Annotated in this window: 18 protein-coding genes and 2 pseudogenes; 12 read left to right on the plus strand and 8 right to left on the minus strand. The window is 42.7% G+C overall.

Going from position 1 to position 21,490, the window contains the following annotated elements:
• Positions 1–143: 143 nt before the first annotated feature.
• Complete coding sequence (gene thrS / locus ADH52_RS00785; RefSeq protein WP_000608345.1) at positions 144–2,087, minus strand: threonine--tRNA ligase; 1,944 nt, start codon at positions 2,085–2,087, stop codon at positions 144–146.
• A 40-nt stretch (positions 2,088–2,127) separates the two neighbouring features.
• Positions 2,128–2,336 (minus strand): annotated as a pseudogene (locus tag ADH52_RS11785) (hypothetical protein).
• A gap of 284 nt (positions 2,337–2,620) precedes the next feature.
• Here ADH52_RS11785 and ADH52_RS00790 point away from each other — a divergent pair.
• The 3 genes and pseudogenes from ADH52_RS00790 to ADH52_RS00805 all read left to right on the plus strand — a co-directional run bounded on the left by ADH52_RS00790 (position 2,621) and on the right by ADH52_RS00805 (position 5,064).
• Positions 2,621–3,463 carry a metallophosphoesterase family protein gene (locus tag ADH52_RS00790; RefSeq protein WP_049509475.1) on the plus strand — a complete coding sequence of 281 codons (843 nt, stop codon included), beginning with the start codon at positions 2,621–2,623 and terminating at the stop codon, positions 3,461–3,463.
• A 75-nt stretch (positions 3,464–3,538) separates the two neighbouring features.
• Positions 3,539–3,976 (plus strand): Rrf2 family transcriptional regulator, encoded by a 438-nt coding sequence (locus tag ADH52_RS00795; RefSeq protein WP_001166795.1) that lies wholly within the window; start codon positions 3,539–3,541, stop codon positions 3,974–3,976.
• A 68-nt stretch (positions 3,977–4,044) separates the two neighbouring features.
• A pseudogene (locus tag ADH52_RS00805) lies at positions 4,045–5,064 on the plus strand (YdcF family protein).
• Between the two features lie 286 nt (positions 5,065–5,350).
• Here the strand turns inward: ADH52_RS00805 and ADH52_RS00810 are convergent.
• From ADH52_RS00810 to ADH52_RS00830, 5 genes are all read right to left on the minus strand, one after another.
• The gene (locus ADH52_RS00810) at positions 5,351–6,133 is read right to left on the minus strand and encodes a DUF4037 domain-containing protein (RefSeq protein ID WP_049509477.1); all 783 of its coding nucleotides are present in this window, start codon (positions 6,131–6,133) and stop codon (positions 5,351–5,353) included.
• Between the two features lie 129 nt (positions 6,134–6,262).
• The gene (locus tag ADH52_RS00815; protein ID WP_049509478.1) at positions 6,263–6,922 is read right to left on the minus strand and encodes an amino acid ABC transporter permease; all 660 of its coding nucleotides are present in this window, start codon (positions 6,920–6,922) and stop codon (positions 6,263–6,265) included.
• 9 nt (positions 6,923–6,931) lie between these two features.
• Positions 6,932–7,609, minus strand: coding sequence for an amino acid ABC transporter permease (locus ADH52_RS00820; protein WP_049509480.1), 678 nt, complete (start codon positions 7,607–7,609; stop codon positions 6,932–6,934).
• Positions 7,610–7,621: 12 nt separating this feature from the next.
• Positions 7,622–8,416 (minus strand): transporter substrate-binding domain-containing protein, encoded by a 795-nt coding sequence (locus ADH52_RS00825; protein ID WP_080977856.1) that lies wholly within the window; start codon positions 8,414–8,416, stop codon positions 7,622–7,624.
• 10 nt (positions 8,417–8,426) lie between these two features.
• The gene (locus ADH52_RS00830) at positions 8,427–9,185 is read right to left on the minus strand and encodes an amino acid ABC transporter ATP-binding protein (RefSeq protein WP_049509481.1); all 759 of its coding nucleotides are present in this window, start codon (positions 9,183–9,185) and stop codon (positions 8,427–8,429) included.
• A 176-nt stretch (positions 9,186–9,361) separates the two neighbouring features.
• Here ADH52_RS00830 and recJ point away from each other — a divergent pair, with 176 nt between their 5' ends.
• From recJ to ADH52_RS00860, 6 genes are all read left to right on the plus strand, one after another.
• Positions 9,362–11,584, plus strand: a complete 2,223-nt coding sequence (gene recJ / locus ADH52_RS00835; RefSeq protein ID WP_049509497.1) for a single-stranded-DNA-specific exonuclease RecJ — start codon at positions 9,362–9,364, stop codon at positions 11,582–11,584.
• A 170-nt stretch (positions 11,585–11,754) separates the two neighbouring features.
• Positions 11,755–13,416 (plus strand): ribonuclease J, encoded by a 1,662-nt coding sequence (locus tag ADH52_RS00840; protein ID WP_049509482.1) that lies wholly within the window; start codon positions 11,755–11,757, stop codon positions 13,414–13,416.
• 67 nt (positions 13,417–13,483) lie between these two features.
• Positions 13,484–14,263, plus strand: a complete 780-nt coding sequence (locus ADH52_RS00845) for an alpha/beta hydrolase (RefSeq protein ID WP_049509483.1) — start codon at positions 13,484–13,486, stop codon at positions 14,261–14,263.
• A 62-nt stretch (positions 14,264–14,325) separates the two neighbouring features.
• On the plus strand, positions 14,326–15,027 hold the full coding sequence (locus ADH52_RS00850; protein ID WP_049509485.1) for a M57 family metalloprotease: 702 nt from the start codon (positions 14,326–14,328) through the stop codon (positions 15,025–15,027).
• A 38-nt stretch (positions 15,028–15,065) separates the two neighbouring features.
• Entirely contained in the window at positions 15,066–16,913 is a 1,848-nt protein-coding gene (uvrC, locus tag ADH52_RS00855) for an excinuclease ABC subunit UvrC (RefSeq protein ID WP_049509487.1), read from the plus strand.
• Complete coding sequence (locus ADH52_RS00860; RefSeq protein WP_049509489.1) at positions 16,903–17,736, plus strand: metallophosphoesterase family protein; 834 nt, start codon at positions 16,903–16,905, stop codon at positions 17,734–17,736. Before uvrC ends, ADH52_RS00860 begins: the two co-directional genes overlap by 11 nt.
• A 67-nt stretch (positions 17,737–17,803) precedes the next feature.
• Here the strand turns inward: ADH52_RS00860 and ADH52_RS00865 are convergent, their stop codons facing one another.
• On the minus strand, positions 17,804–18,604 hold the full coding sequence (locus tag ADH52_RS00865) for an amino acid ABC transporter substrate-binding protein (protein WP_049509491.1): 801 nt from the start codon (positions 18,602–18,604) through the stop codon (positions 17,804–17,806).
• A 171-nt stretch (positions 18,605–18,775) separates the two neighbouring features.
• On the opposite strand from ADH52_RS00865, the gene ADH52_RS00870 reads away from it, so the two are divergent.
• The 3 genes from ADH52_RS00870 to ADH52_RS00880 are packed head-to-tail and all read left to right on the plus strand — an operon-like array spanning position 18,776 to position 21,427.
• Positions 18,776–19,381: a nitroreductase family protein gene (locus tag ADH52_RS00870; protein WP_049509493.1), complete on the plus strand. Its 606-nt coding sequence runs from the start codon at positions 18,776–18,778 to the stop codon at positions 19,379–19,381.
• A gap of 13 nt (positions 19,382–19,394) precedes the next feature.
• Complete coding sequence (pepV, locus tag ADH52_RS00875) at positions 19,395–20,795, plus strand: dipeptidase PepV (protein ID WP_049502026.1); 1,401 nt, start codon at positions 19,395–19,397, stop codon at positions 20,793–20,795.
• A 53-nt stretch (positions 20,796–20,848) separates the two neighbouring features.
• Positions 20,849–21,427: a uracil-DNA glycosylase family protein gene (locus ADH52_RS00880; protein ID WP_049509494.1), complete on the plus strand. Its 579-nt coding sequence runs from the start codon at positions 20,849–20,851 to the stop codon at positions 21,425–21,427.
• The last annotated feature ends 63 nt before the right edge of the window (positions 21,428–21,490 follow it).

Below are 21,490 nucleotides of genomic sequence, written 5' to 3' on the forward strand. Positions count from 1 at the left end.
AAACCACGTCAGCGTCGCCTTACCGTACTCAAGTACAGCTTGCGGCTAGCTTCCTAGTTTGCTTTTTGATTTTCATTGAGTAAAAATATAAAAAGCAACAGCTGAAATAGTTGTTGCTTTTTAGGTAGCTAGGATTTTATCTCTTATTTCTCAACGCGTGATTTGTTGGCGATATCAGCTAGGATAGCTTGAACAAAGTCATCAACTGAGACAGTTTGTGTTTCTTTTTGGCCATAGCGACGAACGTTAACAGTTCCGTCTTCCATTTCCTTGTCCCCAACGATCAATTGGTAAGGAATCTTGCTTGTTTGTGACGCACGGATCTTGAACTGCATTTTTTCATTGCGCTCATCTACATCTGCACGGACACCACGGTCACGGAGTTTTTTAGCTACTTCCCATGCGTAGTCCACGTGTTTTTCGTTAGATACTGGGATGAGAGTTACTTGGTGAGGTGCTAGCCATGTTGGGAAGGCACCCTTGTAGTTCTCAATCAAGATAGCTGTGAAGCGTTCCATAGTTGAGATAACTCCACGGTGGATCATAACTGGACGGTGCTCTTCACCATCAGCTCCGATATATTTAAGGTCGAAGCGTTCTGGAAGCAAGAAGTCAAGTTGGATAGTAGAAAGAGTTTCTTCTTTTCCAAGAGCGGTCTTAACTTGAATATCCAATTTTGGTCCGTAGAAGGCTGCTTCACCTTCGGCTTCAAAGTAGTCCACGCCCATTTCATCAAGGGCTGCACGAAGCATGGTTTGAGCATTTTCCCACATCTCATCGTTGTCAAAGTACTTGTGAGTATCTTGAGGGTCACGAAGAGAGAGGCGGAAGCGGTATTCAGTCAAGTTGAAATCTTCATAAACATCGATAATCAACTGAAGGGCACGCTGGAATTCTTCTTGGATTTGTTCTGGAGTCACAAAGAGGTGACCGTCGTTGAGTGACATTTCACGTACACGTTGAAGACCAGTGAGGGCACCAGATTTTTCATAACGGTGCATCATACCGATTTCAGCAATACGGATTGGCAACTCACGGTAAGAATGAACATGGTGTTTGAAGACTTGGATGTGGTGCGGACAGTTCATTGGACGAAGGACAAATTCTTCCCCGTCACCCATGTCCATAGTTGGGAACATGTCTTCTTGGTAATGATCCCAGTGACCAGAAGTCTTGTAAAGTTCAACAGAAGCAAGTGGTGGAGTGTATACGTGTTGGTAGCCAGAAGCCAACTCTTTGTCTACGATGTAGCGTTCCAATTCACGACGGATAGTCGCACCATTTGGCAACCAGAATGGAAGTCCTTGACCAACCTCTTGAGAAATCATGAAGAGATCAAGCTCTTTACCAAGTTTACGGTGGTCACGTTCCTTAGCTTCTTCACGCATTTGAAGGTAGTTTTTCAAGTCTTTTTTGTCAAACCAAGCTGTACCGTAGATACGTTGCATCATAGCGTTGTCGCTATTTCCACGCCAGTAAGCACCTGCTACATGGAGAAGGTGGAAGATTTGGATACGGCCTGTTGAAGGGACGTGTGGGCCACGGCAAAGGTCTACATATTCACCCTGACGATAGATGGTCAAACCGCCTTCGTCTTCTGAGTGTTCTTCAATCAATTCCAACTTGTAAGGGTCGTTTTTAAAGATTTCACGTGCCTCGTCTTTAGTCACTTCTTCACGAATTGATGGGAAGTTTTCTTTGACAATTTTTTGCATTTCTTCTTCGATACGAGGAAGGTCTTCGTTAGAGATTTGACCAGCTGTGTTGTCAGTATCGTAGTAGAAGCCGTCCTCGATGGCTGGACCAACACCCAAGTGAATGTCTGGGAAAAGACGACGAGCTGCTTGGGCGAACAAGTGAGCGGCTGAGTGACGCAAGATTGGAAGGGCATCTTCGTGGTCAGGTGTCACAATTTCGATGCTTCCATCTTCAGTGATAGCACGAGTAGTGTCGATGAGTTTGCCGTTAAATTTACCAGCCAAGGCTTTTTTTGCTAGGGAATTGCTGATAGATTGGGCAATTTCAAAAGTTGTAACGCCAGATTCGAATTCACGAACAGCGCCATCTGGGAAAGTAATGTTAATCATGATGTTCTCCTTACTTATATTATTGACGAATGTGTTAACCCTATTCTGAAAACAGGGACAGAGGACTGTGAAAGCTAGAAAAACAAAAAGCGACATCCTCGAAAGGACGTCGCAACGTGGTTCCACCTTCATTTATGTTCCTCAAAAAAGAGGGACACCTCTGATTGGCTCTAACGTGGCCACCGTTTTATGTTTTCATAAAAAACTCAAGAGTAGTATCAGTTTAGGCTTCCTATGCGTTTCCAGCAACCACGCACTCTCTAGTAGAAAGGGACTAAGTGACTTGTCTCTATGGATTATTATAGCATGATTGTGAGATTTTTCAAGATATTTGTAGATTTTTTTGAATTTTCTTCATTGAAAGAGTGCCTGCTATGCTTTGTTAGGAGTAATGTGAAATCATCTTTTTGATAAGTTTTTACCTTGATAAAAGTAGTGTTCTGGATTTAGTAAGAGTGGGTTAAAGGTGACTATTAAACAGTATTTTTTGTTATAATATTAAAAAGATATATAAGAGGAAATGAGGAGAAAGAATGACAAAAATAGCTCTTCTTTCAGATATTCATGGAAATACCACCGCCTTGGAGGCTGTTTTGGCAGATGCTCGGCAGCTAGGAGTGGATGAATACTGGCTTTTGGGAGACATTCTCATGCCAGGGACAGGGCGTAGAAGAATTTTGGACTTGTTGGCTGAACTACCGATTACGGCTAGAGTTTTGGGAAACTGGGAAGACAGTCTTTGGCATGGTGTCCGCAAGGAATTGGATAGTACTCGTCCCAGTCAACGCTATCTCTTGCGCCAGTGCCAGTATGTTTTAGAGGAAATTTCACTAGAAGAAATTGAACTGCTCCACAATCAACCTCTCCAGATTCATCGTCAGTTTGGGGATTTGACGGTAGGAATTAGCCACCATCTTCCTGATAAGAACTGGGGGAGAGAGTTGATTCATACTGGAGCGCAAGAGGATTTTGACCGCTTGGTGACCAATCCGCCTTGCGATATTGCTGTTTATGGTCATATTCATCAGCAGTTGCTTCGTTACGGGACTGGTGGGCAATTGATTGTCAATCCAGGTTCGATTGGGCAGCCTTTCTTTCTAGATGCCCAGTTGCGGAAGGACTTGCGGGCCCAGTATATGATTTTGGAGTTTGATGACAAGGGCTTGGTAGATATGGACTTTCGACGGGTGAATTACGATGTGGCAGCTGAATTGCAACTGGCAAAAGATATGAAACTTCCCTATTTTGAGGTTTATTATGAAAGTCTGGTCAATGGTATCCACCATACTCACAATCAGGAATTTTTGAGAGAATTGGCCCAGCAAGAGGGCTACGATAGGGAGTTAGATGCCTGGTTGAAAAGTGGTAACGATTGACATTACAACTAAAAAGGGTATAATAATAGAAAAAGAAGAGTAGAGGCAGGGTAGCCTCGTAAAAAGGAGAAGAGGATGCAAATTCCAAGTAGATTTACCATTGCGACTCATATGCTGATAATCATTGCCCTCAAGGGGAAGGAAAGCAAGGTGACCAGTGATTTTCTGGCTGCTAGTGTCGGGGTCAATCCAGTCATTATCAGAAAGACCTTGTCCCAGTTGAAGAAGGCAGAGCTGATTTCAGTAGCGCGTGGAACAGGTGGGACAGAGATTGTCAAGGATCTCAAAGACATTAGTCTATTAGATGTTTATCAGGCTGTTGAGTGTCTGGGTAAGACTGGTCAACTCTTCAGTTTTCATGACAATCCAAATCCAAATTGCCCAGTTGGAGCCCATATTCATGATGTTTTGGATCAAAAATTGGAGAGAATCCAGCTGGCTATGGAGGCAGAGCTTGGTCAGACTAGCTTAGAGCAAGTCGTGGCCGACGCAGAGAGTCAGATGAAGGATTAAGAGGGATAGATGCCCTCTTTTTCTCTATGTAAAATTGTGATAAAATAGAATCATTAAAGGAGGAAGAAATGTATCTCGTTATAGGAATTGTATTAGCCTTTATAGTGTCATTTTGGAAGGATAATAGAAGTTTGTAGAATCCAGTATTATTCTTATTATCCCTCATTTCCAGTTATTTTTATCTAGGCTACCTTTTTTATCAAAATGGGTATGAGAAGATTCATTTCGCTTTTTTTATATTTTCCTTTATTTTACTTCCGATACTGATTTTTCTAGGTGGCATCTTTTTAATCTATAATGGCCTTATCCTGCTGAAGCGAGAGGGGCGTTCAAAGGCTAATTATCTCTCAATGCTCCTTGGAATAGTCATTTTGCTATTTTTTGCTTTGATGTCATTTCGATTGGGCGATAGAAATGAATTATTTTACACCAATCACTTTCTAAACATTTTATTTGCATTTATTGCTTATTCTTACTTTATTTTTGGTTTTGCTTTTGTGGGTTTTATGCTGTACTCTATCTTGTATCTCTTTATTCCTAAGAAGAAGCATTATGATTTTATCATCATTCATGGTGCAGGTTTGTTAGACGGAGAAAAGGTAACACCTTTGCTAAAGAGGAGAATTGATAAGGCAGTAGAAGCTTACCACAAGTCTAAGAATCCTCGTATCAAAATCATAGCTAGCGGTGGTCAAGGAGGAGATGAGAAGATTTCTGAAGCTCAGGCAATTTGTAATTATTTGTTGGAAGAGACGGATGTTCCGAGAGAAGCAATTCTCCTAGAGGAAGACTCAACGACAACCTATGAGAATCTTCTCTTCTCAAAAGAAATGGGAGAGAGGCTGGTGACCAGTCCACGTTTTCTCTTTGTGACCAATGATTACCATGTTTTTCGTACCAGTACCTATGCTCGCCGTATTGGGATGAAGGGAGATGGTCTTGGTTGCCGTACAGCCGCCTACTATATCCCATCGGCCTTTATCAGAGAATATATTGCTCTATGTGTGAAGATGAGATGGCTTTTTATCACCCTCTATGTTTTGGTGATTTTAGCTCTGATTTTCTCTTATAGAGGTGTTCTATGGTAATATGTAAAATTCATATTGTAATTCTTGTTAGAATCTCTAAAAAATCTTGTAGTAACCCTAAGGGAAAAAGTGTCACTAGTAATGAAAGATCAGGGTAAGTGATTGTGAGTGCGGTTTTTGGAACGGCTTCATGATTGCTCGTCAATCAATTGAACAATTTCTAACCTAGTTGCAGATTTTCAGAGAGAGTCAAAAATAGGAAACTGAATATGAGTAGACTAGAATTTTACAGTCAACGACAAATAAAAATGTGAACAACAATAGAGGTTCACATTTTCTTTTTGGTCTATGGCAAAATGGCTTTTAGTTCCTTCAGGATAGTTTGCAAGGTTACGATCGCTTGTTCTCCTTGTTGTGGTTGATAGAGTAGTTGGAAATACTTGCGAATAGTTTCTTCAAATTGCTTAGGGAGGAGAGTACAATGGGCCTTTGCATACTCCAGCATCCGTTTTTCACCAGGATGGGTTTGCTCATTGAGCGCAAATAACAAGTCAAAGTAGGAAGCAAAAAACTCACTCGTACGATGATTCATACTGAGAAGATCTTGGCGTTTGATAGCTTTTTCTATTTGGTGAGAGAAGGCAGGCATGGCTTGTTCTAGCAAAAGGAGTTGCCTTTCGATGATATGCTTTTTGAGTTCCTGTGGATAGGGAATCTGGTAAGTATTTTGGAGATAAGCGTAGTGTCCATTTGGATCGTATAGAATCTTGCTGTGGAGTAGATTATGCCACATGCAAGTTGTATAAGCATTTTGAGCTTTGTGTTGAAAAACGGTTGAGTTCAATTCCTGTTCAAACGACTCCATCGAACGATAAATCAACTCGATTTCGATACCGTTGTTTAGTACACAGTCGTCCTCTAACTCCCAAAACTGGTTTCCAATTTCCATATAGGAGCAGTATTTACTCAAAATTTTGAGGCGAGTCGCCTCATCAATAGAAGAGTTGAGGTAGACATAAACGTCATAGTCAGAATTTTGATCATAGTTTTGTCCTGCACGAGAGCCACCAAGAGCGATAGCTTCTACTTGTTCCAGTTGAGAGAATTCTTTGCAAAGTTCGTGGATCATGATTTTTCTCCTTGCTTTATGGTTTTAAAGTCATTTTACCAAAAAGTAAAACGTTTGCATAGTGTTAGGTTGCTCTTTTTCATTTATAGAAAAAAATGTGAACCCTTGTTTTGAGTTCACATTTCTTTTTTATTCTGCAGCTTGTTGCCAACGTTTGGCTAACATATGAGACAGGCTAGAAATGGCTAGGTTAAAGCTGAAGTAGATGAGGGCAATCAGGATATACAGACTGAAGACCTGCTCTGGTTCGAAATAACGGCCCATGAGAATTTGGCTAGCTCCAAATAGTTCTTGTAGGGCGATAACAGAGTAGAGGAGGCTGGTATCCTTAATCACGGTAACAAACTGAGAAATGATGGCTGGCAACATTTTACGAATGGCTTGTGGGAGAATGATGTGGTAGAGGATTTGGACTGAGGTGAAGCCTTGTGACATTCCTGCTTCGTATTGTCCCTTGTCTACGGCATTTAGGCCACCACGGATAATCTCAGCCAAGGCTGCTGAGGTAAAAAGGGTAAAGGCAGTAATACCAGCTGGTGTGGACTTCATTTTAAACACCAAAAAGATGGTGAAAATCCAGAGGAGGTTGGGAACGTTGCGCACAAACTCGATGTAAATGCTGGAGATGATACGTAAGACAGGATTTTTGCCATTTCTCATGACAGCTAGCACCGTTCCGATAAGGGTAGAGAGGACGATGGCAATCAGAGAAATGTAGAGGGTCAAGCCAAATCCTTTAAAGATAAAGATTAGGTTATCTGAGGTCAAAACTTCTAAAATGGATTCCATAGTAACCTCCTAAAGTGAATAAGCTTTTTTGTTGGCTTGCTCCATCTTGCGACCAAACTGGGCAACAGGGAAGCAAAGAGAAAAGTAGAGAAGGGCAGCTCCTAAAAAGGCTGGGATATAGTTTCCATTAAGAGCTGACCAAGACTTAGTCACAAACATCAAGTCTACACCAGAGATGATAGCGACTGTAGAGGTATTCTTGATGAGGTTGACGATTTGGTTGGTCAATGGAGGGAGAATGATACGGAAGGCCTGAGGCAAGATAATCAAGCGCATAGCACTGATATAGGTGAAACCTTGCGACAAGGAGGCCTCCATCTGACCGCTAGGAATAGACTGAATCCCTGAGCGAATAACCTCAGCGATATAGGCACCGTGATAGAGACCTACACATAGTACAGCTGTCCAATAAATCGGAATCATGATGATATGGTCACTGATAAGAGGTAGGCCATAAAAAACGATAACAAACTGCACCAAGAGGGGAGTGTTTTGGTAAAATTCGACAAAAATGCGAGCCAAAATGCGCAAAATTGGACGTTTGCTGGTTGACATAGCTCCAAAGAAGATGCCCAAAACCATGGCTAGGATAAAGGATCCAATCGCTAGGGCAAGGGTGAAGAGGAAACCATTGAAAAATTGTCCAAAATCCTGAAAATAGGCTGTCCAAGATGATAAATCTGTCATAGGGTATCCTCCTTAATCTGCAGTATGGCTAGATGGTTTGAGCTTGTAACGGTCATAGAGTTTTTGCAAACTACCATCCTTGCTCCATTTAGTGACCAAGTTATCAAGATAGTCGTTGAGTTCAGTGTTTGATTTCTTGGTGACGATACCGTAGTCAGATGGCTTGAAACTATCATCTAGCAGTTCTGTCCGTTTACTGATATAGCCAGATAGAATCGAGCGGTCAACGGAAAAGGCATCAATACGGTGAGCATGTAGGGAAGTAATCAATTCTGGGTAGGAACCAAGTTCGACGAATTTAAAGGTCAAGCCTTTCTTTTTACCCAGCTCAGTAATCAGGCGTTGGGTGATGGAACCTTGGGCAACACCGATGGTTTTTCCGTTTAGGTCCTCAATGCTTTTGATTTTGGCAGACTTATTGACCAAAAAACCAGAAGCGTCCGTGTAGTAGGGGCTTGTGAAGTTGTAGAGTTTTTTGCGTTCGTCTGTGATGGTGAAGGTTGCGATATCCATATCGACCTGTTCATTGTCTAGGAGGGGTCCACGAGTTTGCGCTGTAACAGGTACATAGCGAACCTTGACCTTAAGCTCATCAGCTACCATCTTGGCCAGGTCAGTTTCGATACCAGAATAGGTTCCTGTCTTGGGATCCTTGTAACCGAAATTGGGAACGTCTTGCTTCACACCGACAACTAGCTCGCCTCTCTTTTGAATGTCTGCGACACTGGTATCAGCCTGAACTGGTTTTGCAGCAGCAAGCCCGAAAAGGCTAATCAATAATGCTGATAAAAAGAATTTCTTTTTCATAGGCGCCTCCTTATTTGACTTTGTCACTTTCATGGTTGATGATTTTGCTGAGGAATTGTTGGGCACGAGGTTCGCTTGGATTGTCGAAAAAGTCATCAACATCTGTCGTATCCACCAAAACTTCTCCGTCAGCCATAAAGATGATGCGGTCCGCAACTTCACGGGCAAAGCCCATTTCATGGGTCACGACAATCATATTCATACCATCGTGGGCCAATTTTTGCATAACTGCAAGAACATCACCGATGGTTTCAGGGTCAAGAGCAGATGTTGGTTCATCGAAGAGGAGGAGTTCTGGATGCATGGCGAGGCCACGTGCGATGGCAATCCGTTGTTTTTGTCCACCAGAAAGCATGGCTGGATAAGAATCTTTCTTGTCCCACATATTTACAAATTCCAGATATTTTTGAGCTATTTTTTCAGCTTCTTTTTTATCAATTCCTAGAACTTTTATGGGTGCTAGTGTTACGTTTTCTAACACTGTTTTGTGCGGATAGAGGTTAAAATGCTGGAAAACCATGCCGACTTCCTTACGAAGAGGCACCAAATCTTTCTGGCTGGCACCAGCGACTTGGTGACCATTTACTAGAAGGCTTCCCTTGTCTACAGCCTCCAAACCATTGATGGTGCGGATAAGAGTGGACTTCCCAGAACCAGAAGGTCCAAGGAGGACAACGACTTGCCCTTTTTCAAAACGGAGATTGATGTCGCGGAGTGCGTGGTAGTCTCCGTAATATTTTTCGACGTGTTCAAATTCTACTAAAGCCATAAGGAATCTCCTTTGTGTTAGATTTTATAACATGATTCTACACCAAAAGATTTGTCTTGTCAAATAAAATCAGAAAAAAATTAGTAAAATCTTTGTAGAAAGCAATCAGGATAGAGAAAAAGCCTAAATCATGTTATAATGAAGCAATAGAATTCTTAGAAAGAGTGGATGTCTTTTTGATAACACCTACTTATGAATGGCAGTTTGCCCCGCAGGTTGAAGATGCGGATTTTACAAAGATAGCCAAGAAGGCTGGACTGGGTCCTGAGGTGGCTAGGTTATTGTTTGAGAGAGGGATTCAGGACCAAGAAAGTCTGAAAAAGTTTTTAGAACCTTCCTTGGAGGACTTGCATGACCCTTATCTACTCCATGATATGGACAAGGCAGTGGAACGGATTCGTCAGGCCATTGAAGAAGGGGAAAATATCCTCGTCTATGGAGACTATGATGCGGATGGCATGACTTCAGCTTCTATTGTTAAGGAAAGTTTGGAACAGCTTGGTGCTGAGTGCCGTGTTTATTTGCCAAATCGTTTTACTGATGGCTATGGACCTAATGCCAGTGTCTATAAATACTTTATTGAGCAAGAAGGAATTTCCTTGATTGTGACGGTGGATAATGGGGTTGCAGGTCACGAGGCTATTGAACTAGCCCAGTCTATGGGAGTGGATGTCATTGTGACTGACCATCATTCCATGCCTGAAACCCTACCTGATGCCTATGCGATTGTCCATCCTGAACATCCAGATGCGGATTATCCTTTCAAATATTTGGCTGGTTGTGGAGTGGCTTTCAAGTTGGCTTGTGCCCTGTTAGAAGAAGTACAAGTGGAATTGCTTGATTTGGTCGCTATTGGTACCATTGCAGATATGGTCAGTTTGACAGATGAGAACCGTATCTTGGTTCAGTATGGTCTGGAAATGTTGGGACATACTCAGCGCATTGGTTTACAAGAAATGCTGGACATGGCTGGGATTGGCGCCAACGAAGTAACAGAAGAAACGGTTGGTTTCCAGATTGCCCCTCGTTTGAATGCTTTGGGCCGTTTGGATGATCCCAATCCTGCCATTGATTTGCTGACTGGGTTTGACGATGAGGAAGCCCATGAGATTGCCCTCATGATTCATCAGAAAAATGAAGAGCGCAAGGAAATCGTCCAGTCTATCTATGAAGAAGCTAAGATCATGGTGGATCCTGAGAAGAAGGTTCAAGTCTTGGCCAAGGAGGGCTGGAATCCTGGGGTTCTAGGAATAGTGGCTGGTCGTTTGTTGGAAGAACTAGGGCAGACAGTCATCGTTCTCAATATAGAAGACGGTCGTGCCAAGGGTAGTGCTCGTAGTGTGGAAGCAGTGGATATTTTTGAGGCTCTGGATCCTCGTCGAGACCTCTTCATCGCCTTTGGTGGCCATGCTGGTGCGGCTGGAATGACGCTGGAAGTGGAGAAACTTTCAGATTTATCTCAAGTCTTGGAAGATTATGTTCGTGAAAAAGGCGCAGATGCTGCTGGCAAGAACAAGTTAAATCTAGATGAAGAACTGGATTTGGAGACACTTAGCTTGGAAACGGTCAAAAGTTTTGAACGTTTGGCACCTTTTGGAATGGACAATCAGAAACCTGTCTTTTATATCAAGGATTTTCAGGTTGAAAGTGCCCGTACCATGGGGTCAGGCAATGCCCATCTCAAACTGAAAATTTCTAAAGGCGAGGCGAGTTTTGAAGTGGTAGCCTTTTGCCAAGGTAGATGGGCAACAGAATTTGCTCAAACCAAGAATCTAGAGCTGGCAGTCAAATTGTCTGTCAACCAATGGAATGGCCAAACTGCCCTGCAGTTGATGATGGTGGATGCGCGTGTGGAGGGTGTTCAACTCTTTAACATCCGTGGGAAGAATGCAGTCTTGCCAGAAGGGGTTCCAGTCTTAGATTTTGCTGGAGAATTGCCAAATTTGGCGGCTAGTGATGCTGTGGTTGTAAAAACCATTCCTGAGGATATTACTCAGCTGAAGACCATTTTTCAGGAACAGAATTTCTCTGCTGTCTATTTCAAAAATGATATTGATAAGGCCTACTATCTGACAGGGTATGGGACTAGAGAGCAGTTTGCAAAATTGTACAAGACCATCTACCAGTTTCCAGAGTTTGATATTCGCTACAAGCTGAAGGATTTGGCAGCTTATCTTAATATCCAACAAATCTTGCTGGTTAAGATGATTCAAGTATTTGAAGAGCTAGGCTTTGTGACCATCAAAGATGGTGTCATGACAGTCAATAAAGAGGCACCAAAGCGGGAAATCGGAGAAAGTCAAATTTACCAAAATCTCAAACAAACCGTCAAAGACCAAGAAATGATGGCACTAGGAACTGTGCAAGAAATTTATGACTTTTTAATGGAAAAAGAGTAGATCATAGGAAAGAGTTGGGAAACCAGCTCTTTTTTGAAAACAAATCTTCATTTTGAAAATCATTAAAAAAATGGTATAATGGTAGGAAAAGATTCGGCTAAAAGTAGTGCTTTTAGAATAAGAGGGTAAGCAACCCTATAATCAAGATAAACTAAGCTTTCGGAGGAAAAATGAGTAATATCAGTTTAACAACACTTGGTGGTGTACGTGAAAATGGGAAAAATATGTATATCGCTGAAATCGATGGGTCTATTTTCGTTTTGGATGCAGGTCTGAAATACCCTGAAAATGAACAACTAGGGGTGGACGTGGTCATTCCCAATATGGACTACCTTTTTGAAAATAGCGACCGTATCGCTGGCGTCTTTTTGACCCATGGTCATGCGGATGCCATTGGTGCTCTGCCTTATCTCTTGGCTGAAGCCAAGGTACCTGTATTTGGGTCTGAGCTGACCATTGAGTTGGCCAAACTCTTTGTCAAAGGAAATGATGCGGTTAAGAAATTCAATGATTTCCATGTCATTGATGAGGATACGGAGATTGATTTTGGAGGGACTGTGGTGTCCTTCTTCCGTACAACCCACTCTATCCCAGAAAGTCTGGGTGTTGTCTTGAAGACAGCTGAAGGGAGCATCGTTTATACAGGTGACTTCAAATTTGACCAGACGGCTAGTGAATCCTATGCGACAGACTTCGCTCGTTTGGCAGAAATCGGTCGTGATGGAGTTCTAGCTCTTCTTAGCGATTCAGCAAATGCAGATAGCAATATCCAAGTGGCTAGTGAAAGTGAAGTTGGGGATGAGATCACTCAAACCATTTCTGACTGGGATGGACGTATTATCGTCGCAGCGGTAGCCAGCAACCTCTCTCGTATCCAGCAGGTGTTTGATGCTGCGGATGCAACAGGCCGTCGTGTGGTCTTGACGGGATTTGATATTGAAAATATTGTCCGCACTGCTATTCGTCTTAAGAAATTGTCTCTAGCTAACGAAAGTCTTTTGATTAAGCCAAAAGATATGTCTCGTTTTGAAGACCATGAGTTGATCATCCTTGAGACAGGCCGTATGGGTGAGCCTATCAACGGTCTTCGTAAGATGTCGATTGGTCGCCATCGTTATGTGGAAATCAAGGACGGTGACTTGGTCTATATCGTAACCACTCCGTCTATCGCCAAAGAAGCAGTCATGGCGCGTGTGGAAAACATGATTTACCAAGCTGGTGGGGTTGTCAAACTGATCACCCAAAGCTTGCGTGTGTCAGGACACGGGAATGCGCGTGACTTGCAGTTGATGATTAATCTCTTGCAACCCAAGTATCTCTTCCCAATTCAAGGGGAATACCGTGAGTTGGATGCCCATGCTAAGGCTGCTATGGCAGTAGGGATGTTGCCAGAACGCATTTTCATCCCTAAAAAGGGAACCAGCATGGCTTATGAGAATGGTGACTTTGTCCCAGCTGGCTCGGTTTCGGCAGGGGATGTCTTGATTGACGGGAATGCCATTGGTGATGTTGGTAATGTGGTTCTTCGTGACCGTAAGGTCTTATCAGAGGACGGTATTTTCATCGTAGCAATTACCGTTAATCGTCGTGAGAAGAAAATTGTGGCCAAGGCTCGTGTTCATACACGTGGATTTGTTTATCTCAAGAAGAGTCGTGATATTCTCCGTGAAAGTTCAGAATTGATTAACCAGACGGTAGAAGACTATCTTCAAGGAGATGACTTTGACTGGGCAGACCTCAAAGGGAAGGTTCGTGATAATCTTACCAAGTACCTCTTTGACCAAACCAAGCGTCGTCCAGCTATTTTACCAGTAGTCATGGAAGCGAAATAATTGTTGAAATAAACAGAGAGAAAGTCGAGTTTCGGCTTTTTCTTATAGAAAAATAGAGGAAAAAATTATGGCAGTAATGAAAATCGAGTATTACTCACAAGTTTTGGATATGGAGTGGGGAGTGAATGTCCTCTATCCTGATGCTAATCGAGTGGAAGAACCAGATTGTAAAGATATTCCCGTCTTGTACCTCCTGCACGGGATGTCTGGCAACCATAATAGCTGGCTCAAGCGTACTAATGTAGAACGCTTGCTTCGAGGCACTAATCTCATCGTTGTTATGCCCAATACCAGCAACGGTTGGTATACCGATACCCAGTATGGTTTTGACTATTACACAGCTCTAGCAGAGGAATTGCCACAGGTTCTAAAATGTTTCTTCCCTAATATGACTAGCAAGCGTGAAAAGACCTTTATCGCTGGTCTCTCTATGGGAGGTTACGGCTGTTTCAAACTGGCTCTTGCTACAAATCGTTTTTCTCATGCAGCTAGTTTTTCAGGTGCTCTCAGCTTTCAAGATTTTTCTCCTGAAAGCCAAAATCTGGGGACACCAGCTTACTGGAGAGGTGTTTTTGGAGAGATTAAAAATTGGACAACTAGTCCTTATTCTCTAGAAAGTCTGGCTAAAAAATCGGACAAAAAGACCCAGCTTTGGGCTTGGTGTGGCGAGCAGGATTTCTTGTACGAAGCCAATAATCTAGCAGTGAAAAATCTCAAAAAACTGGGCTTTGATGTGACCTATAGCCATAGTGCTGGAACTCACGAGTGGTACTACTGGGAAAAACAATTGGAACGGTTCTTAGCAACCTTACCAATCGATTTCAAATTAGAAGAGAGATTGTCATAATTTAGCTTTCTTTCAGCTTGTTTTAGTAAAATAGCTTTTATTTGCTAGAAAGGTGGAGGGACATGCGCTGGATTTTTCGTTTGATAGGGGCTTTCTTTTCTTTTGTGTGGCGTTTGTTTTGGCGTCTAGTTTGGATAGTCGTGTTCTTATGTGCTCTTGCTTTCGGTCTTCTCTGGTATCTGAACGGGGATTTTCAAGGAGCGCTAAAGCAAGCAGAACGGTCAGTAAAGATTGGTCAACAAAGTATCGACCAATGGGAAAAAACAGGGCAACTGCCTAAGTTGAATCAGACAGATAGCCACCAACACTCTGAAGGAAGGTGGCCGCAGGCTTCTGCTCGTATTTACCTAGATCCCCAGATGGATTCACGCTTTCAAGAGGCTTATGTAGAAGCAATCCAGAATTGGAATCAAACTGGTGCTTTTAAGTTTGAACTGGTGACTGAGGCCAGCACGGCGGATATCTTGGCTACTGAGATGAATGACGGAGGTACTCCTGTGGCAGGAGAGGCAGAAAGTCAGACCAATCTCTTAACAGGGCAATTTTTATCCGTAACGGTGCGGTTGAATCACTATTATCTGTCCAATCCTAACTATGGCTATTCATATGAGCGCATTGTCCATACGGCAGAACATGAGTTGGGGCATGCGATTGGCTTGGACCATACAGATGAAAAGTCTGTCATGCAACCAGCAGGTTCCTTTTATGGTATCCAGAAAGAGGATGTTGAAAGACTTCGAAAATTATATGAGACCAATGAGTAGGGGACTAACTTTCCCTACTTTTTTGCTATAATGGAACTATGAATAACTTGATTAAATCAAAATTAGAGCTCTTGCCGACCAGCCCTGGTTGTTACATTCACAAGGATAAAAACGGCACCATTATCTATGTAGGAAAGGCTAAAAATCTGCGTAACCGCGTGAGGTCTTATTTCCGTGGAAGTCATGATACCAAAACAGAGGCCTTGGTGTCTGAAATTGTAGATTTTGAATTTATCGTTACTGAGTCTAATATTGAGGCACTTCTCCTAGAAATCAACCTGATTAAGGAAAACAAGCCCAAGTACAATATCATGCTCAAGGATGATAAGTCCTATCCTTTTATCAAAATTACCAATGAACGCTATCCTCGTTTAATTATTACCCGACAGGTCAAGAAGGACGGAGGTCTTTATTTTGGACCTTATCCAGATGTGGGAGCAGCCAATGAAATCAAGCGGCTGCTGGATCGGATTTTCCCTTTTAGAAAGTGTACAAATCCGCCCTCTAAGGTTTGCTTTTATTACCATATCGGCCAATGTATGGCCCACACCATCTGTAAGAAAGATGAGGACTATTTCAAGTCTATGGCTCAGGAGGTTTCTGATTTCCTAAAAGGGCAGGATGACAAAATCATCGATGACCTCAAGAAAAAGATGGAAACTGCAGTCCAGACTATGGAATTTGAACGTGCGGCGGAATACCGTGACCTAATTCAGGCCATTGGAACGCTTCGAACCAAGCAACGGGTCATGGCTAAGGATCTCCAAAATCGAGATGTTTTTGGCTACTATGTGGATAAGGGCTGGATGTGTGTGCAGGTTTTCTTTGTTCGTCAGGGCAAGCTTATTGAGCGCGATGTCAATCTTTTCCCTTATTATAATGATCCGGATGAGGACTTTCTAACCTATGTAGGACAATTTTATCAAGAAAAATCCCACCTGGTTCCCAATGAGGTACTGATTCCCCAGGATATCGATGAAGAAGCCGTCAAGGCCTTGGTGGATACCAAGATTCTCAAACCCCAGCGTGGAGAGAAAAAGCAGCTGGTCAATCTGGCTATAAAGAATGCTCGAGTCAGTCTAGAGCAGAAATTCAATCTGCTAGAAAAATCTGTCGAAAAGACCCAAGGAGCTATTGAAAATCTGGGACGTTTGCTTCAAATCCCAACTCCAGTTCGCATTGAGTCCTTCGATAACTCCAATATCATGGGTACCAGCCCTGTTTCGGCTATGGTAGTCTTTGTCAATGGCAAACCAAGTAAGAAGGATTACCGTAAGTATAAAATCAAAACCGTAGTCGGGCCAGACGACTATGCCAGTATGAGAGAAGTCATTCGCAGGCGCTATGGTCGAGTACAGCGTGACGGTTTGACTCCTCCAGATTTGATTGTGATTGATGGGGGACAAGGTCAAGTCAATATCGCCAAGCAAGTCATCCAAGAGGAACTGGGCTTGGATATCCCAATTGCAGGTCTGCAAAAGAATGATAAGCACAAAACCCATGAATTGCTCTTTGGAGATCCGCTTGAGGTGGTGGAGTTGTCTCGCAATTCTCAGGAATTTTTCCTTTTGCAACGCATTCAAGATGAGGTCCACCGCTTTGCCATTACTTTCCACCGCCAACTGCGCTCCAAAAATTCCTTTTCATCACAACTGGATGGAATTGAAGGGCTAGGACCTAAACGCAAGCAGAATCTCATGAAGCATTTCAAGTCTCTGGCCAAAATCAAGGAAGCCAGTGTGGATGAGATTGTCGAAGTTGGAGTGCCTAGAGCAGTAGCAGAGACTGTGCAAAGAAAATTGAACCCGCAGGAAGAAGTGGAATTAGCTCAAGTGGCGGAAGAAAGAGTAGATTACCAAACGGAAGGAAACCACAATGAAACATAAAATCGCAATTTTATCAGATATTCATGGAAATGCGACGGCTTTAGAAGCAGTGATTGCAGATGCTAAAACTCAAGGAGCCAGTGAATATTGGCTTATGGGAGATATTTTTCTTCCTGGTCCAGGTGCAAATGATTTGGTAGCCCTGCTAAAGGACCTTCCTATCACAGCCAGTGTTCGAGGCAATTGGGATGATTGTGTCCTTGAGGCCTTGGATGGTGAATATGGTTTGGAACATCCACAAGAAATCCAGTCAATGCGAATGACCCAGTTTTTGATGGAGCGAATGGATCCTGCAACGATTGTCTGGTTACGAAGCTTGCCTTTGCTGGAAAAGAAAGAGGTTGCTGGGTTGCGCTTTTCTATCTCTCATAATTTACCTGACAAAAATTATGGGGGTGACTTGTTGGTTGGGAATGATACAGAAAAATTTGACCAACTGCTAGATGAGGAAACGGACGTGGCAGTCTATGGTCATGTCCACAAGCAGTTGCTTCGTTACGGCAGTCAAGGGCAACAAATCATCAATCCAGGGTCGATTGGCATGCCCTATTTTAATTGGGAGGCGTTAAAAAATCACCGTGCCCAGTATGCCGTGATAGAAGTTGAAGATGGGGAATTGGTAAATATCCTATTTCGTAAAGTCGCTTATGATTATGAAGCGGAGTTAGAATTGGCCAAGTCCAAGGGGCTTCCCTTTATCGAAATGTATGAAGAACTACGTCGTGAAGATAACTATCAGGGGCACAATCTGGAATTATTAGCAAGCTTAATAGAAAAGCATGGGTATGTAGAAGATGTGAAGAATTTTTTTGATTTTTTGTAAGAGTTTCCTAAAATAACCAATGCAAACTAAAAAAGCGATTGGCTGGTCCAATCGCTTTTAGTATATCTTACTGTAACTGAGATTGATCTGGAAGATAAGCCCCACCTAGATAAGTATTGCTAAGTTTTTCAAGTGTTCCGTCTTGATAGAGTTCTTTGAGCGCTTTATCAAATTTCTCTTTAAACTCCTTTTGGTCGCTTGAGAAAACGATATAGTTGTTGGGGCTATCGGCAGAAGGTAAGTCAACGACTGAGAGATCTAAGCCACGGTCCTTGATAATCTTTTGGACGGATACCTTGTCAAAGACTAGGAAATCAAACTCTCCGTTAGAGAGGTCTATGATTCGTTTACCGATATCCTCTCCAGAAAAATCGATAGTAGCGGGATTGTCAGTGTGTTTTTGATTCCAGTTATTGATGAATTGAGCGTTTGAAGTTCCAGTATCCTCCTGTGTTGTTTTGCCAGCGATTTGGTCAAGTGAAGTCAGAGGATTTTTCTTGTTGCTGACAAGGACGAGGGGGTTGTTCGAAATTGGAAGTGAGTAAAGGTATTTTTCAGCACGCTCTTTTGTGTAACTCAAGTTATTGGCTGCAGCCTGATAGTGACCAGAATCAAGTCCTGGGAAGATACTCTCCCAGGCAGTTCTTTGGAATTGAATCTCGTAGTCGCTGAGTTTTTCATCCACTGCTTTTAGAACTTCGATATCGAAGCCTGTCAGATTGCCCTTGTCTTCGTAGTCAAATGGCGGCACATCACCAGCTGTAGCAACGACGATTGTCTTTTGAGAGCTGGTTTCTTTAGGTGTAGCTTGATTTCCACAGGCAACCAAAAATGGTAGGATGGCTAGTAATAGGCTAAATTTTTTCATAATGTCTCCATTCAAATGTAAAGTACATGCTAGTTTATCAGAAACTTTCTTGATGAACCAATATATATTTTTTATGGTTGTGATAAAAAAACTTAATCATGGAAAAATATCTGCAAGCTCTTTCAAATTATGGTAGAATGGAAGCAGTAGAATTAGAAAAGGAAATCGATTATGAAATTTCTTGAATTAAATAAAAAACGTCATGCTACTAAGCATTTCACTGATAAGCCAGTTGATCCAAAAGATGTGCGTACGGCTATCGAAATTGCAACCTTGGCACCAAGTGCCCACAACAGCCAGCCTTGGAAATTTGTAGTGGTGCGTGAGAAAAATGCCGAACTAGCAAAATTGGCTTACGGTTCAAACTTTGAACAGGTATCATCAGCGCCTGTAACTATTGTCTTGTTTACAGACACAGATTTGGCTAAACGTGCTCGTAAGATTGCCCGAGTTGGTGGTGCTAACAATTTCTCAGAAGAACAACTTCAATACTTTGTGAAAAATTTGCCTGCCGAGTTTGCGCGTTACAGTGAACAACAAGTCAGCGACTACCTAGCCCTCAATGCAGGTTTGGTTGCTATGAACTTGGTTCTGGCTCTTACAGACCAAGGAATCGGATCAAATCTTATTCTTGGTTTTGACAAATCAAAAGTCAATGAAGTTTTGGATATCGAAGACCGCTTCCGCCCAGAACTCTTGATTACAGTGGGATACACAGACGAAAAATTGGAACCAAGTTACCGCTTGCCAGTAGATGAAATCATCGAGAAAAGATAGAAAGAAGAAAAAAATGACAACAATTGATTTTACAGCAGAAGTAGAAAAACGCAAAGAAGACCTCTTGGCTGACTTGTTTAGCCTTTTGGAAATCAACTCAGAACGTGACGATAGCAAGGTTGATGCCCAGCATCCATTTGGACCTGGGCCGGTAAAAGCCTTGGAAAAATTCCTTGAAATCGCAGACCGCGATGGCTACCCAACTAAAAATGTTGACAACTATGCAGGACATTTTGAGTTTGGTGAAGGAGAAGAAGTTCTCGGTATCTTTGCCCACATGGACGTGGTTCCAGCTGGTAGCGGTTGGGACACAGACCCTTACACACCAACTATCAAAGACGGTCGCCTTTATGCGCGTGGGGCTTCAGATGACAAGGGACCTACAACAGCTTGTTACTATGGTTTGAAAATCATCAAAGAATTGGGACTTCCAACTTCTAAGAAAGTTCGTTTCATCGTTGGAACAGATGAAGAATCAGGTTGGGCAGACATGGACTACTATTTCGAGCACGTAGGACTTGCAAAACCAGACTTTGGTTTCTCTCCAGACGCTGAATTCCCTATCATCAATGGTGAAAAAGGAAATATCACGGAATACCTCCACTTTGCAGGAGAAAACAATGGTGCCGCTCGTCTTCATAGCTTCACAGGTGGACTGCGTGAAAATATGGTACCAGAATCAGCAACAGCAGTCGTTTCAGGTGATTTGGCTGACTTGCAAGCTAAACTAGATGCCTTTGTTGCAGAACACAAACTTAGAGGAGAACTCCAAGAAGAAGCTGGCCAATACAAGGTGACGATCATTGGTAAATCAGCCCACGGTGCTATGCCTGCTTCAGGTGTCAATGGTGCGACTTACCTAGCCCTCTTACTTAGCCAGTTTGACTTTGCTGGTCCAGCCAAAGACTACCTTGACATCGCTGGTAAAATTCTCTTGAACGACCATGAGGGTGAAAATCTCAAGATTGCTCATGTGGATGAAAAGATGGGTGCTCTTTCTATGAATGCCGGTGTCTTCCGCTTTGACGAAACAGGCGCTGACAATACCATTGCCCTTAACATCCGCTATCCAAAAGGAACAAGTCCAGAACAAATCAAGTCAATCCTTGAAAACTTGCCAGTTGCTTCTGTTAGCCTTTCTGAACACGGTCACACGCCTCACTATGTGCCAATGGAAGATCCACTTGTGCAAACCTTGTTGAATGTCTATGAAAAACAAACTGGTCTTAAAGGTCACGAGCAAGTCATCGGTGGTGGAACCTTTGGTCGCTTGCTAGAACGAGGTGTTGCCTATGGTGCTATGTTCCCAGACTCAATTGACACCATGCACCAAGCCAATGAATTTATCGCCTTGGACGATCTCTTCCGAGCTGCAGCAATCTATGCCGAAGCTATTTATGAATTGATCAAATAAAACGATAGAAGTCTGAGATTGTATGCTTAGACTTCTTTTTGGAGGGAAAGTAGATGTCTCAAATCGAAAGAATCAAGCAAGCCATTATGGCGGATCCGCAGAATGCTACCTATACAAAGCGTGGCATCGAGCCTCTCTTTGCAGCGCCAAAGACTGCTCGCATCAATATCATCGGTCAAGCGCCTGGTCTTAAAACCCAAGAAGCAGGCCTTTACTGGAAAGATAAGAGTGGTGACCGCTTGCGCGACTGGCTAGGTGTGGATGAAGATACCTTTTACAATTCAGGATATTTTGCTGTTCTGCCTATGGATTTCTACTTTCCAGGGCATGGCAAGTCAGGTGATTTACCACCGAGAACTGGCTTTGCTGAAAAATGGCATCCGCAGCTCTTGCAAGAATTACCAGATATTCAATTGACCCTTTTGATTGGTCAATATGCCCAGGCCTACTATTTAAAGGAGAAAATCAGTGGCAAGGTGACAGAACGGGTAAAACATTACCAGAACTACTTGCCAACCTATTTTCCATTAGTTCACCCCTCGCCTAGAAATCAAATCTGGATGGCCAAAAATCCTTGGTTTGAGGCAGAAGTGGTGCCAGATTTGAAAAAAAGAATTAAAACTATTTTATAGTCAATGAAAATCAAAGAGCAAACTAGGAAGCTAGCCGCAGGCTGTACTTGAGTACGGTAAGGC

Origin of the sequence: Streptococcus pseudopneumoniae (assembly GCF_001072665.1) — a bacterium.
GTDB lineage: Bacteria > Bacillota > Bacilli > Lactobacillales > Streptococcaceae > Streptococcus > Streptococcus pseudopneumoniae_S.

Excerpts from the sequence above, each read along its gene's own strand:
- ADH52_RS00810 (WP_049509477.1), bottom strand. The coding sequence starts at position 6,133 with ATGATCCACGAACTTTGCAAAGAATTCTCTCAACTGGAACAAGTAGAA.
- ADH52_RS00880 (WP_049509494.1), top strand. The coding sequence starts at position 20,849 with ATGTCTCAAATCGAAAGAATCAAGCAAGCCATTATGGCGGATCCGCAG.
- ADH52_RS00840 (WP_049509482.1), top strand. The coding sequence starts at position 11,755 with ATGAGTAATATCAGTTTAACAACACTTGGTGGTGTACGTGAAAATGGG.
- ADH52_RS00790 (WP_049509475.1), top strand. The coding sequence starts at position 2,621 with ATGACAAAAATAGCTCTTCTTTCAGATATTCATGGAAATACCACCGCC.
- ADH52_RS00870 (WP_049509493.1), top strand. The coding sequence starts at position 18,776 with ATGAAATTTCTTGAATTAAATAAAAAACGTCATGCTACTAAGCATTTC.
- pepV (WP_049502026.1), top strand. The coding sequence starts at position 19,395 with ATGACAACAATTGATTTTACAGCAGAAGTAGAAAAACGCAAAGAAGAC.
- ADH52_RS00845 (WP_049509483.1), top strand. The coding sequence starts at position 13,484 with ATGGCAGTAATGAAAATCGAGTATTACTCACAAGTTTTGGATATGGAG.
- ADH52_RS00850 (WP_049509485.1), top strand. The coding sequence starts at position 14,326 with ATGCGCTGGATTTTTCGTTTGATAGGGGCTTTCTTTTCTTTTGTGTGG.
- ADH52_RS00825 (WP_080977856.1), bottom strand. The coding sequence starts at position 8,416 with ATGAAAAAGAAATTCTTTTTATCAGCATTATTGATTAGCCTTTTCGGG.
- ADH52_RS00820 (WP_049509480.1), bottom strand. The coding sequence starts at position 7,609 with ATGACAGATTTATCATCTTGGACAGCCTATTTTCAGGATTTTGGACAA.
- thrS (WP_000608345.1), bottom strand. The coding sequence starts at position 2,087 with ATGATTAACATTACTTTCCCAGATGGCGCTGTTCGTGAATTCGAATCT.
- ADH52_RS00830 (WP_049509481.1), bottom strand. The coding sequence starts at position 9,185 with ATGGCTTTAGTAGAATTTGAACACGTCGAAAAATATTACGGAGACTAC.
- ADH52_RS00815 (WP_049509478.1), bottom strand. The coding sequence starts at position 6,922 with ATGGAATCCATTTTAGAAGTTTTGACCTCAGATAACCTAATCTTTATC.
- uvrC (WP_049509487.1), top strand. The coding sequence starts at position 15,066 with ATGAATAACTTGATTAAATCAAAATTAGAGCTCTTGCCGACCAGCCCT.
- ADH52_RS00795 (WP_001166795.1), top strand. The coding sequence starts at position 3,539 with ATGCAAATTCCAAGTAGATTTACCATTGCGACTCATATGCTGATAATC.
- ADH52_RS00860 (WP_049509489.1), top strand. The coding sequence starts at position 16,903 with ATGAAACATAAAATCGCAATTTTATCAGATATTCATGGAAATGCGACG.
- ADH52_RS00865 (WP_049509491.1), bottom strand. The coding sequence starts at position 18,604 with ATGAAAAAATTTAGCCTATTACTAGCCATCCTACCATTTTTGGTTGCC.